This is a genomic window from Metabacillus hrfriensis (assembly GCF_030127205.1).
GTDB lineage: Bacteria > Bacillota > Bacilli > Bacillales > Bacillaceae > Bacillus_P > Bacillus_P dongyingensis.
This window is the reverse complement of the sequence record NZ_CP126116.1, coordinates 1013337-1030245: the sequence shown is the minus strand read 5'-3', so window position 1 is coordinate 1030245 and position 16909 is coordinate 1013337. Positions and strand designations below refer to the sequence as shown.

Below are 16909 nucleotides of genomic sequence, written 5' to 3'. Positions count from 1 at the left end.
ACAGTGCCTTTTCTTCTATTAAACTTCTCTGTCCCAGTGGCGGTGCTCGGCTGCAGCTGCAATAAATGCATCAGAGAAAGTCGCCGCTTTTTCTGCTTCTTCAGCAACTACTACGCCTGAACCATTGCCAATTCCTGCTGCCTCTAGAATCTCGGCAGCTTCATATGCTGCCCCAATCGCTTTGAAATGGCTGAAGCCTTCTTTCAAGAATGCAATCGCTTCTTTTTTCTGCAGTAAGAGATCCCTGCTTTTAGTACCTCCTGCAATGTAAATGGAGTCAAATAAAACGGAATCACTGGTTAGGAAAGTATGGTCCACTTCAAGCTCGTGACCGTCATCACTTTTAAGCGGGCTCAGGGTGTGACTGACCACTTCTGGCGTCATACCTGCTTCTTCTAAAGCACTTAAGAATGGATTTAGTTGAGCAGCAATGTATCCGTCCTCAACTAGTACCGCTACTTTGCGTGTGTCCGGAACTTTTATTGTTTTTTCCTGACTGAGTGCAGGTGATGAGTTCGTTGCACCTGACTCTAAAGCAGCATTATTGACGGCAGCTCCAAGGCCTGCTGCGACTTCTTTTGCAAGCCTCATATCTATAGAACTGATCATGTCCACAACCTGCTGCTGAACATCTTTGCTCTTCACTTTTCCAAGCTCAAAGCGGAAGGCTGCAGTTATGTGCTGCTTTTCAATTTCTGTCATGCTGTTCCAGAACAGCTTAGCCTGTGAAAAATGATCCTTAAAGCTTTCACTGCGCTGACGGATTTTACTTCCCTCTACCTTTTCCTGATAATGGACATAGCCTCCTTCTTCTTCAGCAGCGGGACGAGGGTCATTTTGAGCAAGTGAATTCTTATGATAAGCCGTCTGACCGCGATTGATCGTCATGCGGTGCATGCCGTCTCTTTGGTTGTTATGGAACGGACAGACGGGACGATTGATCGGAAGCTCATGGAAGTTTGGACCGCCAAGTCTTGAGAGCTGTGTATCTGTATATGAAAATAAACGCCCCTGAAGCAAAGGATCATTTGAAAAATCAATGCCGGGTACTACACTTCCCGGATGAAACGCAACCTGTTCAGTTTCTGCAAATACGTTATCCTGGTTGCGGTCCAATGTCATTTTTCCAATCAATTTTACAGGAATGATTTCCTCCGGCCATAGTTTTGTCGGATCGAGAATGTCAAAGTCGAAGTTAAATTCATCCTCTTCTTCTATAATTTGAACACCAAGCTCGTATTCAGGATAGTCACCGTTTTCGATAGCTTCATAGAGATCCCGTCTATGAAAATCAGGGTCTTTTCCTGCAAGCTTTTGAGCTTCATCCCAGACAAGAGAATGAACACCAAGCTTTGGTTTCCAGTGAAATTTAACAAAACGGCCCTTTCCTTCCTCGTTTACAAATCTGAAGGTATGTACGCCAAATCCCTCCATCATCCGGTAGCTTCGCGGGATTGCCCGGTCGGACATTGCCCACATAATCATATGTGCTGATTCCTGATTGTTAGCAATGAAATCCCAAAACGTATCGTGAGCAGTAGATGCCTGAGGCATTTCATTATGCGGTTCAGGTTTTAGTGCGTGCACCAAATCCGGAAACTTAATCGCATCCTGAATGAAGAAAACCGGAATGTTATTTCCGACTAGATCATAATTTCCTTCTTCCGTATAGAACTTCGTTGCAAATCCTCTTGCATCTCTTACTGTATCACCTGAACCCCTGGAGCCCGCCACCGTTGAAAAACGGACAAATACAGGTGTTTTAACAGATGGATCCTGAAGAAATTTAGCTTTTGTGAACTCTTTCATCGGCTCGTAAACCTGAAAATAACCATGAGCCCCGTAGCCCATAGCATGCACAATTCGTTCAGGAATGCGCTCATGATCAAAATGAGTCATCTTTTCCCTGAAATGAAAATCTTCCATAAGTGTTGGGCCCCTGACACCCGCTTTCAAAGAATGCTCATCATCTGAAACACGCAGCCCCTGATTCGTTGTCAGCTTTTTCCCTGTATCATCAACCCGGTAGGCTTCTAACTGTTCGTCCTTGCTGTTTTTAGAGTGCTTGTCCAATTGATTCATCCTTCCGTTCTATTATATTTACTCTATTGAATTACCACATAATTTCGGCAATGAAACTCATTTTTAATTAAAACAGGCTTTTTGTAAAATTAGAGTAAAAATAAAAAAGACACTGCCTTTACAGTGTCTCGCTGCCTGCATTATTCACCTTCAAGATTTTGAAAGATTTATGATGTCTTAACTCTTGTAACAGATTCATATAACTCAACAGCTTCATTGACAGAGTAATTTTGTTTAACAATTGAATGGATCGCTTTAATCATGGCTGTAGGATGGGATGATTGCCAAATATTGCGGCCCATATCAACTCCAGCCGCACCTTGCTCCATTGCATTATAGGTAATTTCCAATGCTTCGCGAATAGTATCAAATTTAGGTCCCCCAGCTATAACGATTGGAACTGGACATTTACTAGTGACTTTTTCAAAATCATCACAGTAATAGGTTTTGACAATATCTGCTCCCATTTCCGCCGTTACCCTCGATGCTAAAGCAAGGAAGCGGGCATCCCTCTTTTCAAGCTCTTTCCCAACTGCTGTAATACCTAGAACAGGCAGCCCAAAGTCATGTGCATCTGTTACAGCATGTGCAAGATTTGTAATTGTTTGAGTTTCATATTCTGAACCAACAAACACAGAAACACCCACTCCAACAACATTATGACGAATTGCTTCTTTTATTGATGTGACAATCGTTTCGTTTGCCAGGTCTTTCCCAACTACTGTTGGCCCTCCAGAAATTCGCAGGACCATAGGCTTTTCAGTGTTATCGGAAATACTTGCAGCAAGCGTCCCTCTGGTTAAGTATAAAGAATCTGTATAAGGCAGCAGTTCTTTTACCGTCTCTCCCGGCTTTTCCAGCCCGCTGATTGGTCCTAGAAAATAACCATGATCAATAGCCAGCATGACAGCTCTTCCATCCGGCAATATTTTATTCAAACGATTTCTAAATCCCCAACTCATAATCTATCCTCTCCTTAATTAATGATAGGGTTATCAACAATGACGGAATCTTTTTCAGTTATATGAGGTGACTTAATAAATACAGCCTTAAATATCTCAGATGAATTATTGAACAGATAATGAGAATCACCAGGCCGGCATTGGATTAAATCTCCTGGCTTTGCCGTATATTTATTATTATTAATATAAAAATCTATCGATCCTTCAAGAATATAGAAATCCTCTTCACAGGTTGTATGATAGTGATTGGGAAAATCCTGACCCGGTTTTAAAACAACAATCCCTATATCAACATTAGGGCCTTGAAGTAAGTATTTGGGCCCGTTATCTCCAAAGCGATATTCAAAGTCATTTTCATTCACTTTTTTCATCTATTCACCTCCCTTCAAAGTGAATTTTATAGGCCTGGAGCCTTCCACATGTGATTTGTTAATCCACTGTCAGCAATGCGCAGCTGCTCGATATAAATATTTCTCCAATGTTCATAAATAACAAGGTATTTTTCATGACTGACAGGATTAGGGGTGTGAATACGATCCCACTTTACTACTTTCTCAACGGCTTCGTAGATATCGGAATATAGACCTGCACCAATCCCTGCAAATAAAGCTGTACCTAGCGCAGCTGCTTCTTTTACTGCAGGGATTTTCACTGGAATCCCCAAAACATCAGCCAATGTTTGGCTCCATAGTTTCCCTTTTGAAGCTCCACCTGCAAAAATAACTTCTTTTGGATAGAATCCAGTTTCTTCTTGAATGATTTTTAGATTTCCTAGGGTGATTAAGGCGGCGTTTTCTTGGAGTGATTTAAACATTTCTTTTTTGCCTGCTTTGTGAGGATCTAGACTAAGGTTGATAAAGGAAGGTGATGCATGTCGCCAAGACATGTAATTCATGACGTCTGAAAAAATAGGCATAATTCCATGAGACCCAATTGGTACATCTTTTGCTTTTTCTTCTAGTATTTCATAAGCATCTTTCCCGGAAGCAGCTGCTTGTTCTTTCTCACTATCACAGAAAGCATCCCGAAACCACCGCATCACAAGTCCCGGAAAAAAAGCTATTGTTTCAATTTGCCATAAGTCTGGTACAGCATGACAGTTCACACGGATACGCCCATGTCTGTCAACCAGCGGCTTATCGATATTCACCTCTTGCTGCCAAAACGATCCGCCCGAAATAACGGTTTGGTGCTTACGGACTGCACCCACTCCGACCGATGCCATTTGTGCATCACCTCCACCTGAAATCACCAGGGTGCCAGGTTTCAAGCTTGTTATGGATGCGCTTTCATTTGTGACTGTGCCAAGAATGGTGCCAGCTTCTTTTACTTGAGGGAATATACTGCTTTTTATTCCGCAAAGATCAGTGACTGCGGAAGTCCATGTGCGTTTACTTAAATCGAAGATGCCAGTGGTACAGCCATTGGAAGGATCTGCCTTTAATTCTCCAGACAACTTATAAAGAATCCAGTCATTTATCATTGAAATAGATGCAGCTTTTTCGTAAAGTTCAGGTTTATGATTCTTCAGCCACAACAATCTGGGAAGAGCGCCCAAAGCAAAAGTTTGTCCAGATAGTTCATAGATTTTCTGTTCTAGGTCTGAATCTATTGATTTAAGCAATTTAACTTCCTCTGAAGCGCGTGCATCTACGTTTGCACAAGCCCATATCTCCTCTCCGTTTTCATCGTATAGCACAAATCCCTCCCTCATACTAGTAGCGCTGATAGCTTTAATCTCATGTGGATCTATGTTGCTTTCTTCTAACAAATTCTTTATACATCTTACAGTTAGCTCCCAATTCTTGCTCCAGTCAAAGTCCATTGAGCCTGGATAATTTTCATCTGATAAATGAGTCCATTCCGCCTGTGAAACAGATGCCTGGTTACCTTCTAAATCAAATAAAACTGCACGGACACTCCCTGTGCCCGCATCAAGCGCCAGAATGTAATTCATTCTTGCTTTCCACCTCCATTTTAATTAGAGATTCTGCAGTTGATTCATCTGTAATCATAGTATGGATATATTTACCTTTCAAAGCGCCGTAAATCGCTTCTACTTTCTTATCACCTCCCGCTACTGCAATGACATTGTTCATTTCTTTAAGTGTTGAGAGCTTTGTACCTATCAATCTGGCATGATGAGGCAAATCCAGAACTTCCCCGTTTCTATTAAAAAACTGACCTAATATATCTCCTACAGCATTTTGCTGTTTAATGTGAGTCAGTTCATTAATGGTCATTTTTTCTTCAAGTATAATTGTTGCATCCGGATAAATACCGCCAATTCCTACAACCACATATTTTGATAATTTAGCGAGATCAAGAAATTCCTTTACAGATGGCTCATTTAAAAACTTAGCTGCCATTTCTTCAGTTGAAACCATGAAGGGGGTCGGAATAACATGTATTTTGTTAAATTTCCCAATCCCTCCACTGACTGAGTTGCTGTTAGGAAAATAATAATTCACACCTCCTGTTAGAGTTACGACAGATAATTCATTGTCTGGCTCCAATGACAGATGTTCGATTGTATTAGAAACTGCTTTTCCCCAACCAAAACCTACCAGGTCTTGCTTCTCAAGCTTGTTTTGAATAAATTGCGCTGCAGCCTTAGCTAATGAAGCACTTAAATCATTTTCTGCAATGGGAGTTGGAATAACAAATGCATTTTGAAGTGAAAAAGTCTCCTTAAATTCTTTTTCTATACTTAGACAGTTAGATCCATATCCTTTTATTTGAAATTGTACAACACCTTCTGCTCTGGCTTTATCAAGCAGTCTCACTACTTTATTTCGAGAAATATTCAAAATTTCAGCGATATCATTTTGAGTTAAATTTTCTTTGTAATAGTACCAAGCGACTTTTATTAATAAATTTTCCGTAAAAATATTTTTATTCATTGAAGAATCAACCTTTCAACTTTTGTCCGAACGATGAATAATTGTTCTAAATTTACAAAAAGTATATCATCCGTTTTTTTACAAATCAATCTTTATTTTAAAAAGTCTGAAAATTATAAAAGTATTGTTGACTTACCTTTTTTATTGTTTTATGATTTGTGTAAATATTTAACAAGCACTCTTCTGCAATAAACAAATAATCATACAATTAAAAAATGATCATCACAACTTCTTGTTAGACTCAAAAATGAAAGCGTTTTATTTTTGACTATTAATAATATAGGTGGTGAAAATCTGGTGAAAAATAACTTGAATGACTTTGCCTGCTTACTTGAAATCAATCAAATATATAAAAAATTTTCAGGCAATCCAGTATTAAGAGGGGTTGATTTAACTCTCCGTTCAGGGGAGATCTATGCCATAGTTGGAGGTAATGGCGCAGGAAAATCAACTTTAATGAAAATTATCACAGGTTTATATAAGCCTGACAGCGGAACCATGATAATTAGAGGAAAACAGGTTTCTTTCTCAAATACACATGATGCCCATCTGCATGGTATTTATTTAGTACCTCAGGAACCGTTGATCTTTCCGAATATGACTGTTGAAGAAAATATTATGATCGGTCTATCCGAAACGAAAACAGTTTTAAAAAAGAAAATTGAGAAAATCCTCATCCGTTTAGGCTGGACACTTGATTTACAAAAAAATGCTTTCTCTCTTGCTATAGCAGAACAGCAACTGGTTGAAATTATACGAGGCCTGGTTCGTGAAGCAGAAATATTGATTCTTGATGAGCCTACATCTACTCTTACTTTCGGTGAGATTAACTCATTGTTTCAAACAATTAAACAGTTATCTTCTGAAGGTTTAGGGGTTTTCTATATAACTCACAGATTCTCTGAAATATTTACTTTGGCAAATTCTGTAGCAGTTTTAAGAGACGGGATAATATCGGCAAAAGGTCCTGTTTCAAAATTCAACTACGAAAAATTGCTTGAAGGACTTGTGCCTGCAGCATCCTCTCTCAGAAGACATAAAGAAGAAACAAATTTTTTAGATAGCGGGCCTGCCGTAATTTCCAATAAAGAAACAGTTTCAACTAAACCTGCTCTGGATGTTTACCAACTTTCAAGTAAGTGTTTCCACACTATTTCCTTTCAGCTTTTCCCAGGTGAAATACTTGGAATTGCAGGTGTAGTTGGAGCGGGCCGTACTGAATTAGCAGAATCTATATTTGGAATTGGCAAGTTTTCGCAAGGTCGAATTTTATTAGATGCAGTTGATATAAGTAAGCTGTCAATTCGACAAAGAATTAATAAAGGACTCGTTTATCTCCCCGAAGACCGGCATACTCATGGGATATTTTCAATTACTTCAATTAAGAATAATATCACCTCTACTATATTAGATCGTTTAAAAGGTATATTTTTACCTGTTAAACACGAAAAACTTCTCACATCAAAATACATCTCAGATTTAAAAATCAAAGCAACGAATAGTGATCAAGAGCTTAAGGAATTATCAGGAGGAAATCAACAAAAAGTAGTTTTATCAAAATACCTGGCTGCAGCACCAAAAGTAATCATGCTAGATGAACCAACCAGAGGAATCGATGCAAATGCCCGGACAGATATTTATCGAATGATTGAGGATTTAAAGGCAGAAGGCCGAGCAGTCTTGCTGATTTCCTCAGATATTGAAGAGATTCAAAAATTGAGCGACAGAGTTATTGTCATGCACGAGGGACATATCGTAAAGACACTTGAAAAAAGGGATATTACATTTGACGAAATCACCACTTCCGCTTTCGGAATCAATAAGGAGGCGATTACTTAATGTCCTTATTATTTCGTCTTCTAAAAGCCAGAGAACTATCCATTCTTCTATTTATGATCCTTTTTTTCGTAGTAGTGGGGGCAATAAACCACGAATTCATCGCAGGAGCTACCATTTCGTTAATGGTAAAAGCGAGTGTCATTCTTCTAGTAATGGCAATTGGACAGTCTTTTGTGCTGTTCACTTCTAATATCGATGTATCTGTTGGATCCATTATGGGTTTTGCGGCTGCAGTCTGCGGTGTTCTTCTTACAAGCGGATACAATATATGGCTAGTATTTTTTGCGGTTGTTCTAGTTGGGGCAGTTATTGGATTAGTAAATGGGATAGGCGTTTCCTATTTTAAAATTCCTTCTATTATTATGACACTTGGTATGTTGGGCATCATTAGGGGCATTATGCTTCTTTATACAGAGGGGATGTGGATTGAAGACATCCCGAATTTTTATAAAAAATTATCCGGATTAACATTATTGGGGGTGTCATTGCCTGTATGGATAACAATAGCTATTCTCTTTCTAGCACATTTTTATCTGACAAGAACAAGGTCAGGCAGATATTTTTATGCTGTCGGGGACAATGAAAATGGCGCTAGATCTGTCGGATTGCCAGTAGAAAAAATCAAGGTTCTGGCATTTATATTCTCCGGTATTTCCGCGTCTGTAGCCGGATTGGTTTTTGTCATGAATATAGGATTTGTTCCTAATCAGGCTGGAAGCGGAATGGAGTTACAAGTAATTGCGGCTGCAGTATTAGGCGGGGTTAGTTTAACAGGTGGGGTTGGAAGTGTTGTAGGAGCTGGATTAGGTGCTGTTTTCTTTACGGTGATTAATAGTTCGTTAGTTTACTTGAAAATACCTGCATACTGGAATGACGCTATTTCAGGGCTTCTATTATTAATAATCGTAGTAGGTGATTCTAAATTCCAAAAGTATTTAATCAAGCAGACTACTAGAAGTGAAAGAAAAGGAAAAATTATAAATCAAAAGATTTTTTAAAAAGGAGATACAGAGCATGACACCCCAAATAAAACGGCTACTTAAATGGGAGTTGGCATTATTTATATTTCTCTTTGCAGAAATCTTCTTTTTCGGCCAGCTTTCTTCCAATTTTTTTGATGTAAATAATCTTTTATATAGTCTTAATGATTTTGTATATATTGCATTAGCGGCGATTCCAATGACTTTTGTTATCATTACTGGCGGGATAGATGTTTCTATTGGTTCGATTATGGGATTATCTTCAATTACGTTCGGAGTATTATGGATGAATGGAATTAACGTTTGGCCAGCCTTAATTATCGCACTACTAATTGCAGTTATTGCTGGCTCCATTAATGGCCTGCTGATAGCGCTAACTGATGTTCAGCCATTGGTAGTGACATTGGGCGGAATGTTTTTATTTTCTGGAATAGCTCTTGTACTCTCAGGTGGCTCAAAGGCATCTGGATATGAAGGCATTGGGGGATTTCCAAATGAATTTGTTGAGATTGCAAATGGACAAATAGCCGGGATCCCCAATCCAATTTGGATATTGTTGGCTTCAATGATTTTATTTGGGGCTTTACTTCACTTCACCCGTTATGGACGTAACGTGTATTTAGTGGGGATTAATATAAAAGCTGCAAGGTATAGCGGTATAAAAACGAAATGGACAGTCATGAGCACCTACATGTTATCAGGTTTTGGAGGTGGTTTAAGCGGGATTATTCTCACTTCATATTTTAGTTCGGCACGTTCTGATTTAGGTGCTGAAGCTGTATTGCCTATTATTACTGCTGTCGTATTAGGAGGCACAAGCATTTTTGGCGGCAAGGGAAGTGTTTTTGGCACAGCGATAGCAAGTATTGTGATTGGGTTGATGCAATATGGTTTGCAAATGGCAAATATGTCAAGCCAGCAAACCAATATTGTAATTGGTTCAATGCTTATTATTGCGGTTCTGTTCAGAAGCACTAACTGGAATAATCTTAAAAATCTCCTTAGTTCCAACTTCAAAAGGAATAGACCATCCGTTTTGAAAAAATAGTAAGGGGGAATCAAAAATGAAGAATTTCAAAATGATTTCATTATTCTTAATTGTGCTTTTAATGATGAGCGTAATATGGGGCTGCAGCGGGAATCAAAAGTCTAGTTCTGATGTGAACTCATCTTCTGGCGGAGGGGAAGAAAAGAAAAATACCAAAGATGTAAAACTTGCCTTTATTCCTAAACTTACTGGTGTAGGCTTTTTTACCTCAGGCGGACAGGGCGCTAAAGAAATGGCTGAATCATTAGGAACTAACCTGAAATATGACGGGCCTACAGAAGCCTCTGTTGCAGGTCAGGTTCAATATATTAACAATTTCGTAAACCAAGGCTACAATGCTCTTATGATTTCATCTGTTTCTGTGGATGGCCTGAGTCAAGCACTGAAAAGAGCGAAGCACCGCGGGGTCAAAATCTTGACTTGGGATTCTGATGTAAATCCTAAGGATCGCTCATTCTATATAAATCAAGGAACCCCTGAACAATTAGCGGAACTTTTAATAAAGATGACTTCTGACCAAATTGGAGATAAAGGCAAAGTTGCTTTCTTTTACTCGAGCCCTACCGTTACTGACCAAAACCAGTGGGTTACTAAAGCAAAAGAAATAATTGAAAAGCAATATCCTGGATGGGAAATTGTTACTACTCAATACGGGGAAAATGATGCACAAAAATCGCTCTCTGTAGGTGAAAGCATTCTTAAAACATACCCTGATATTAACGCTATTATTTGCCCGGATGCGACAGCCCTTCCTGCAATGGCTCAGGCAGCAGAAAATCTCAAAAAAGAGAAAGAAGTGGTTGTTACTGGGTTCTCAACTCCTAATGTTATGAGAGACTACGTCAAACGGGGTACTGTTGAACAATTTGGCTTATGGGATGTCAAAAAGCAAGGGGCATTAGCGGCTTATGTTGCTTATTTAATGACTGCAGAAGGCAAAGAGCTTAAGGTTGGAGATGAATTCGAGGTTCCAGATGTAGGTAAAGTGAAGATTGAGCCTAACTCCATTCAAGGCTACGATTATGAAGCGGAAGACAGCGGGATTATTCTGTTGCCAGAACGTGTAATTTTTACAAAAGATAATATAGACGATTATGATTTCTAAATAGTTGTATCCTCGGATTATTTTAATCCGAGGATTTTTTTTATACTTTTTCACAGAAGCTGATGTTAGCCTGCCTAGATAAAGTTTTTATTAGCAGAAAAATTTTTGAGTAGATTTAATGATTCTTCTTAATTCATACTTTCGCAAGATCCTTGCTCACAGTCGAATCCCTGACAATAAGCTTCAGCGGAAACTGATATATTTCAAGAGAATGATAGATTTTCCTGTTAATTTTATCAATCATCACATCCATTGCTTTTTTAGCCATTTCTCCGACAGGCTGGTGAACAGTTGTAATCATTGGATCAAGCAATTCCGTAATTTCCTGGTTATCAAAGCCCACGACCGCAAGCTCCTCCGGAACGTTCCAGCCATGCTTTTTTGCTTCAGAAATGATTCCTGCAGCTACTTCATCAGCACCAGTAAAAACCGCTGTAGGCTTTTCTTCCAGCTCTTTTAATTCACGAAAAACTCTCTTTCCGTCTTCAATATTAAATGCGTCTCTGAACGCGGTTTTTTCGTCAAAAGGCAGCTCTGCTTCTGCTAAGGCTTGTTTAAATCCTCTTTCCCGTTCTTTTGCAACATTGCTTCTGTGGCCGCCGCAGCAATACGCGATATGTCTGTGGCCCTGCTCAATCAAGTGCTTTGTCGCTATGTAGCCTCCAAATGCCTGATCTAGCCTGATCATGGGAACTTTTGCATTCTCTTCAAACTCATTGCATAATACGATTGGACCATATTCCATATACGGTTCGATTTTGCTCCAGTCATTTTCAAGGGATGCAAGAATCACGCCATCAACCTGCTTTGTTTTAAGCAGGTTTAAATATTTAAGTTCTTTGGTTTTAGAATATTGTGTCTGGCAGACAATCAGCTGATAGTTTCTTTCAGACGAAGCAATCTCCAATGTCTCAATGAACTGGCTGAAAAAAGGATTTAGAACTCTTGGAATGAACACAGCTATAATTTCTGTTTTTTGATTGCGAAGACTTCTGGCGGATGAATTAGGTACATAACCCAGCTCTTCCATCGCTTCCAGTACAACCCTTTTTTTAGATTCAGATACATACGGATGGTTGTTGATGACTCGTGATACCGTGGTTCTTGACAGTCCTGCAAGTCTGGCAACATCCTCAATTGTAGACACTTGCTTTCCCCCTCATCTTGCAAACAAATGGTGTCTCTATAAAAATGAAATCGTTCTCATTTACCATTATATTTTAAAATGTAAGGGCTTTCAATATATAAAAAGATTGATTGTTTCTGCACTTTTCGTTTAAGCATCATTCTTCTCCTTCTTTTTAACCCTTTTAATTGACAGAGGCTGCCATCTAACCGTCAATTTCCAAGTGCAACAAGCATTTGTGCTCGCACCCCTCTAAACAATTCCAGAAAAAAACGCCTAAAGCATATCGCTTTAGACGTTTTTCTATTATGATACTGCCTCTTCTAATTCTTCTCTTTTATTCTTTCTTAAAGCATTGAAGAAATATCCAATTGTACCAATCATCATAGCACCGATAAAGAGAGCCAAAATTCCTGCCTGCTGCCACATGAAGGAGAAGTCACCAGATGAGATAACTGCTTTGAAGCCTGAGACTGAGTAAGTCATCGGCAGCCATGCGTTAAAGATCTGCAGCGCATTTGGAATCAGTTCAAGCGGGAATGTTCCTGCACTTGTTGTAAGCTGTAAAATCAGGATGATGATCGCAACAAATCTTCCCGGATCACCTAATGTTGTAACTAAGAATTGTACAAGTGTAATAAATGTCAGACTCGTAATAATACTGAACAGGATAAAATATGGAACACTTTGTACTTCAATGTTTAATCCATATAATAACACCGCATCTGCAAGCAATGCCTGAATCACGCCAATGACTGCGAGAATGCCGAACTTGCTCATAAACCAGCCGATTGCACTTTTAGGTTCGCCAGCCGCCTGTCTCAATGGGAATACAATTGAAAGCAGCAATGCCCCAACAAATAAACCAAGTGACAAAAAGTAAGGTGCAAAGCCTGTTCCATAGTTAGGAACTGCATTTACTTTTTCATCTTTCACTTTTACAGGATCGGAAATCATGTCGTAGGTCTTATCTGAGCCGCCAGTGTCTTTTGTCTCTTCTGCAGCTTCTCCAAGTTTAGAAGATAGCTCTCCTGTTCCTTCTGACAGTTTGCCAACACCTTCATCTACTTTTCCGGCACCGTCAGCAAGCTGATTCGTTCCATCTTGTATAGCAGATGAACCGTCTGCAAGCTTGGAGATTCCAGAATTGAGTTCACCGCTGCCTGCTGCAAGCTTCGCAGATCCTGCTTTTGCTTCGGCGAATTTCTGATTATATGTTTCTAATCCATTTGTAAGCTTCTGCTGGCCGGTTAAAAGCTTGCCGGAACCATCGTATAAAGCTTCTTGACCTGCAACAAGCTGATCTAACGCGGATTCAACTTGTTTTTGACCTGCTGCAAGCTGCCCGGATTTTTCTGAAAGGTCAGCGGCGCCGCTGCTCAAATCATTTGCACCTTTTGAAAGAGCCATAGATTTTTCAGATAGGGCTGATGCGCCTGCTTCAGCCTTTTGAGCTCCGGCTGAAAGCTGCCCAAGACTGCTTTCAAGCTGTTTGCTTCCTTCTGATAATTGACTTGCACCTTTTGCTGCCTCAATTAATTTTTGTTTTTCAGCTTCAGGTAAAGGAAGCTTTTCAATTTGAGGAAGCATCAATGCCAACTGATCATTCAGACTAGATAACCCAGCTGATAATTCAGCAGCTCCTGCCTGTGCAGCCTGATTTCCTTTTGAAAGTTCATTTAAGCCGCTTGAGAGGTCTCCTGCACCTGCTGATAATGCTTTGCCTCCATCAGCCAGCTGATTTAAACCGCCTGAAAGCTCTCCCGCACCCGCACTAAGCTTAGCTGAACCGTCTGTTAACTGCGGAGCTGATTCCTGCAGCTTTTTCATCCCTGCAAGAGATGTACCCAGCCCTTCGTTCAGCTTACCAGTCCCAGCTTCTGCTTCAGAAGATCCGTTCTGAAGCTGCTTTCCGCCGTTCTGGAGCTGACCAAGTCCGCTGTCCAAGCTTTGGATGCCGTTTGTCAATTCCTTAGAACCAGCAGATGCACTATTCAATCCATCTTTAAAGCTGATTGATTTTTCAGCCAAAAGTTGAAGATTTTCTTTCAGTTTGCCTGATCCGTCTTTCAATTCACCTACACCGTTATTTATCTCGCTGGCACCGTCACTTGCCTGACCAATACCGTCTGCAAGCTTATCAATGTTTTCAAAAATACTTTCTGCATAGGTTTTCGTAATCGTATTTGAGACTTCTTCTTTTATTTGAGCAACCGCTGTTCCCCCAATCTGCCCTGATAAGAAGTTAAAGCCTTCATTCGGAACGTATTTTAATTCCAGGGACTGAGGGTTTTCATCCATTAAAGTAGTTGCATTTTTAGAAAAGTCTTCCGGAATTTCAATCATCATATAATATTGTTCATTTTCAAGGCCTCTTACTGCCTCATCCTTTGAAACAAAATCCCATTTAAATTCAGGATTATCTCTTAAATTATCAACAAGTTCTGAACCAATTTTCAAATCAGTTCCTTCGTAGTCAGCGCCAGTATCTTCATTTACTACTGCAACCGGCAGCTGATCTAATTGTTCATATGGATCCCAAAACGCCCAAAGGAACATTCCGGCGTACATTAGCGGAATAAATAAAACAGCGAGTACTGGAATTAGAACTTTTTTGTTGGAAACTAAGGCTTTCCATTCTTTCGCAATTAAGCTCATTCAAAAATCTCCTCCTATAAATATACATATTGACCATTTTGTTCATTTGGTCAATTCTGTTTAAAAAAATAGAGGACCATCTATTTTGACAATCCCTTTAATAAGTAAAGCTGAAAAAGATCTGCTATTTCCGCTTTTTCGAGCGGTTCGTGATTTTTTTCCCAATCGAAAATAAGAGAAATGTATAGCTTCACCATGACAAATGCCGTTACTTCGGGATTGCATTCCCGGAGCTCACCTTTTGCAATTGCAGCTTCTATTTTTGCTGCAATAAATTGCAGAATCATTTTCTCAAGGCGCTGTACAACCTCCTGGACGGCAGGAGTGCCAACATCCGTACTTTCTTGAAAGATTTTGATCGTGAATTGATGTTTTTTCCGAAATTCAAGCAGGCTGTAAAGAGCACGATGTACATTTTCGAAAAAAGGCAGATCATCATCCATTGCTTTTTCTGCTTCTATTTTCATTTCAGCAAGAAGCGTAGAAACAATTTCATCAAATAGTTCTTCCTTGTTTTTGAAAAATGTGTAGATGGTCCCTTTGCCCACGTTGGCAAGCTTTGCGACAGAGTCCATTGTTGTAGCCTTATAGCCAAATTGTGTAAACGACCTCTTTGCAGCCTCCACAATCAAATGTTTTCGATCAATGCTCAACTGTCTAACCTCCATCCGAAATGACCAAATGACAATTTCGGTCAATTAGTACAGAAATAAATATATCACATGACTTTCTCATAATCAAGATTTAATTAAATGAATCATTAAAAAAACAACTCTCTATTAAAGAGTTGCCTTTTTGAGATAGTCCAATGCATTTGCAACAGCCATTTTTCCCTGATCAATACAATCTGGAATCCCTACACCGGAATAAGAAGCACCTGCTAAAAACATCCCTGGATATGATTTCATGATTTTTGTGTTCACCTCAAGAATTTTCTCCTGATGACCGACGTTATATTGCGGCATCGCTTCTTTCCATCTTGAAACAACGGTGAAATCCGGTTTTTTATCAATCTTCATGATTTTATTTAAATCCTCTAAAACAGCAGCGATAATTTCATGATCAGGCTGCTCCACAATCGCCTGATCGCCAGCTTTTCCCACATATGCCCGGATCAGCGCTTTGCCTGCCGGTACCGTATGAGGCCATTTTCGGTGAGTCCATGTACATGCAGTAATCGTATAATCACCGTTTCTGGAAATAACAAATCCAGTGCCGTTCCCTGCAATATCAACGTCTTCTTCAGGGAAAGCCATGGCAACAGTAGCGACCGATGTTGAGGGCATTTCCTGCATGTATTGATAATTTTCTTTATCAGGCAGGATGTTTGCAGTCTGCTGATGAGGAGTTGTGATGATAAGGGAATCAGCTTCAATCATCTCCCCATTGCTTAACCGGAGAATATATCCAGCGGCATTTTTCGCAATGCTTTCCACTTTAACACCTTTTAAAATCTTTGTATCAGTAAGCCTGCTTTCTGCAGCATCCACCAAACTCTGCAGTCCGCCTTTTACGGTTTGAAAAATCCCTTTTTTTCGGGCTGGTTCATGTTTTTGATTCGATGCAGGCAGTCCTTTTTTCATTCCAAGTATCAAGCTGCGGTAATCCTGCTCCACTTTATGAAATTGCGGAAAAGTTGACATTAAACTCAGCTTATCTATATCCCCTGCATAAATCCCTGAAAGGAGAGGTTCGATCAGATTTTCTACAACTTCATTCCCGAGACGTCTTCTAAAAAAATGACCCAGTGATTGATCACCCGTTTCCCGTTTCGCAGGAAGGATAAAATCACCGGCAGCTCTTGCTTTCCCCAGAATGGAAAATAACCCTGTTGTAACAAATGGAAGGATTTGTGTCGGGATTCCCATTACAGCGCCTGCCGGTATCGGATGCAGCCGGTCTCCTGCAAGGACATATGATCGTCCTGTTGCATTGTTTACAAGCTCTGACTGGAGTCCAACATCTTTAACAAACTGCGGTGCACTTGCTTTTCTTTCTAGAAACGAGTCAGGTCCGCGTTCAATGATAAATCCATCTTTATGGACAGTCTGAATTTTACCGCCAAGTCTTGGACTTGCTTCAATCAAGATTGACTCTGCCTGAAGGTTGTTTTCCTGTATTTCTTTTTGCAAGTAAAATGCCGCGGATAATCCAGTTATCCCTCCGCCAATGATGACAACTTTCTTTTTCTTGTCAGTCATTGTTT

Annotated in this window: 13 protein-coding genes; 4 read left to right on the top strand and 9 right to left on the bottom strand. The window is 39.8% G+C overall.

Features of this window, described 5'->3' with window-relative positions:
• Positions 1 to 18: 18 nt before the first annotated feature.
• The 5 genes from QLQ22_RS05205 to QLQ22_RS05185 all read right to left on the bottom strand — a co-directional run bounded on the left by QLQ22_RS05205 (position 19) and on the right by QLQ22_RS05185 (position 5947).
• Entirely contained in the window at positions 19 to 2082 is a 2064-nt protein-coding gene (locus QLQ22_RS05205; protein WP_423246232.1) for a catalase, read from the bottom strand.
• 167 nt (positions 2083 to 2249) lie between these two features.
• Complete coding sequence (lsrF, locus tag QLQ22_RS05200; protein ID WP_223440199.1) at positions 2250 to 3044, bottom strand: 3-hydroxy-5-phosphonooxypentane-2,4-dione thiolase; 795 nt, start codon at positions 3042 to 3044, stop codon at positions 2250 to 2252.
• 14 nt (positions 3045 to 3058) lie between these two features.
• Positions 3059 to 3415: a cupin domain-containing protein gene (locus tag QLQ22_RS05195; RefSeq protein ID WP_223440198.1), complete on the bottom strand. Its 357-nt coding sequence runs from the start codon at positions 3413 to 3415 to the stop codon at positions 3059 to 3061.
• A gap of 26 nt (positions 3416 to 3441) precedes the next feature.
• Entirely contained in the window at positions 3442 to 5001 is a 1560-nt protein-coding gene (gene lsrK / locus QLQ22_RS05190) for an autoinducer-2 kinase (RefSeq protein ID WP_223440197.1), read from the bottom strand.
• Positions 4979 to 5947, bottom strand: coding sequence for a sugar-binding transcriptional regulator (locus QLQ22_RS05185; RefSeq protein WP_284016141.1), 969 nt, complete (start codon positions 5945 to 5947; stop codon positions 4979 to 4981). The genes lsrK and QLQ22_RS05185 overlap by 23 nt, the downstream gene beginning before the upstream one ends.
• A gap of 297 nt (positions 5948 to 6244) precedes the next feature.
• Between QLQ22_RS05185 and QLQ22_RS05180 the strand changes: the two genes are divergently transcribed.
• From QLQ22_RS05180 to lsrB, 4 genes are read left to right on the top strand one after another with little or no spacing between them, the layout of a single operon-like run.
• Entirely contained in the window at positions 6245 to 7786 is a 1542-nt protein-coding gene (locus QLQ22_RS05180) for a sugar ABC transporter ATP-binding protein (RefSeq protein ID WP_284016140.1), read from the top strand.
• Complete coding sequence (locus QLQ22_RS05175) at positions 7786 to 8784, top strand: ABC transporter permease subunit (RefSeq protein WP_223440194.1); 999 nt, start codon at positions 7786 to 7788, stop codon at positions 8782 to 8784. The genes QLQ22_RS05180 and QLQ22_RS05175 overlap by 1 nt, the downstream gene beginning before the upstream one ends.
• Before the next feature lie 16 nt (positions 8785 to 8800).
• Entirely contained in the window at positions 8801 to 9814 is a 1014-nt protein-coding gene (locus tag QLQ22_RS05170) for an ABC transporter permease (protein ID WP_284016139.1), read from the top strand.
• Positions 9815 to 9830: 16 nt separating this feature from the next.
• Positions 9831 to 10919: an autoinducer 2 ABC transporter substrate-binding protein LsrB gene (gene lsrB / locus QLQ22_RS05165; RefSeq protein ID WP_338037019.1), complete on the top strand. Its 1089-nt coding sequence runs from the start codon at positions 9831 to 9833 to the stop codon at positions 10917 to 10919.
• A gap of 133 nt (positions 10920 to 11052) precedes the next feature.
• Here the strand turns inward: lsrB and QLQ22_RS05160 are convergent, their stop codons facing one another.
• The 4 genes from QLQ22_RS05160 to hemY all read right to left on the bottom strand — a co-directional run bounded on the left by QLQ22_RS05160 (position 11053) and on the right by hemY (position 16904).
• Positions 11053 to 12066, bottom strand: a complete 1014-nt coding sequence (locus tag QLQ22_RS05160; protein WP_252208160.1) for a LacI family DNA-binding transcriptional regulator — start codon at positions 12064 to 12066, stop codon at positions 11053 to 11055.
• Between the two features lie 285 nt (positions 12067 to 12351).
• Positions 12352 to 14703 (bottom strand): YhgE/Pip domain-containing protein, encoded by a 2352-nt coding sequence (locus QLQ22_RS05155; RefSeq protein ID WP_284016138.1) that lies wholly within the window; start codon positions 14701 to 14703, stop codon positions 12352 to 12354.
• A gap of 80 nt (positions 14704 to 14783) precedes the next feature.
• Positions 14784 to 15356 carry a TetR/AcrR family transcriptional regulator gene (locus QLQ22_RS05150; RefSeq protein ID WP_223440187.1) on the bottom strand — a complete coding sequence of 191 codons (573 nt, stop codon included), beginning with the start codon at positions 15354 to 15356 and terminating at the stop codon, positions 14784 to 14786.
• A 126-nt stretch (positions 15357 to 15482) separates the two neighbouring features.
• Positions 15483 to 16904, bottom strand: coding sequence for a protoporphyrinogen oxidase (gene hemY, locus QLQ22_RS05145; protein ID WP_223440186.1), 1422 nt, complete (start codon positions 16902 to 16904; stop codon positions 15483 to 15485).
• Positions 16905 to 16909: the final 5 nt, after the last annotated feature.

What these genes read in the sequence shown, in the direction of transcription:
- QLQ22_RS05205 (WP_423246232.1), bottom strand. Translation starts at nt 2,082, where the DNA reads ATGAATCAATTGGACAAGCACTCTAAAAACAGCAAGGACGAACAGTTA.
- lsrF (WP_223440199.1), bottom strand. Translation starts at nt 3,044, where the DNA reads ATGAGTTGGGGATTTAGAAATCGTTTGAATAAAATATTGCCGGATGGA.
- QLQ22_RS05195 (WP_223440198.1), bottom strand. Translation starts at nt 3,415, where the DNA reads ATGAAAAAAGTGAATGAAAATGACTTTGAATATCGCTTTGGAGATAAC.
- lsrK (WP_223440197.1), bottom strand. Translation starts at nt 5,001, where the DNA reads ATGAATTACATTCTGGCGCTTGATGCGGGCACAGGGAGTGTCCGTGCA.
- QLQ22_RS05185 (WP_284016141.1), bottom strand. Translation starts at nt 5,947, where the DNA reads ATGAATAAAAATATTTTTACGGAAAATTTATTAATAAAAGTCGCTTGG.
- QLQ22_RS05175 (WP_223440194.1), top strand. Translation starts at nt 7,786, where the DNA reads ATGTCCTTATTATTTCGTCTTCTAAAAGCCAGAGAACTATCCATTCTT.
- QLQ22_RS05170 (WP_284016139.1), top strand. Translation starts at nt 8,801, where the DNA reads ATGACACCCCAAATAAAACGGCTACTTAAATGGGAGTTGGCATTATTT.
- lsrB (WP_338037019.1), top strand. Translation starts at nt 9,831, where the DNA reads ATGAAGAATTTCAAAATGATTTCATTATTCTTAATTGTGCTTTTAATG.
- QLQ22_RS05155 (WP_284016138.1), bottom strand. Translation starts at nt 14,703, where the DNA reads ATGAGCTTAATTGCGAAAGAATGGAAAGCCTTAGTTTCCAACAAAAAA.
- hemY (WP_223440186.1), bottom strand. Translation starts at nt 16,904, where the DNA reads ATGACTGACAAGAAAAAGAAAGTTGTCATCATTGGCGGAGGGATAACT.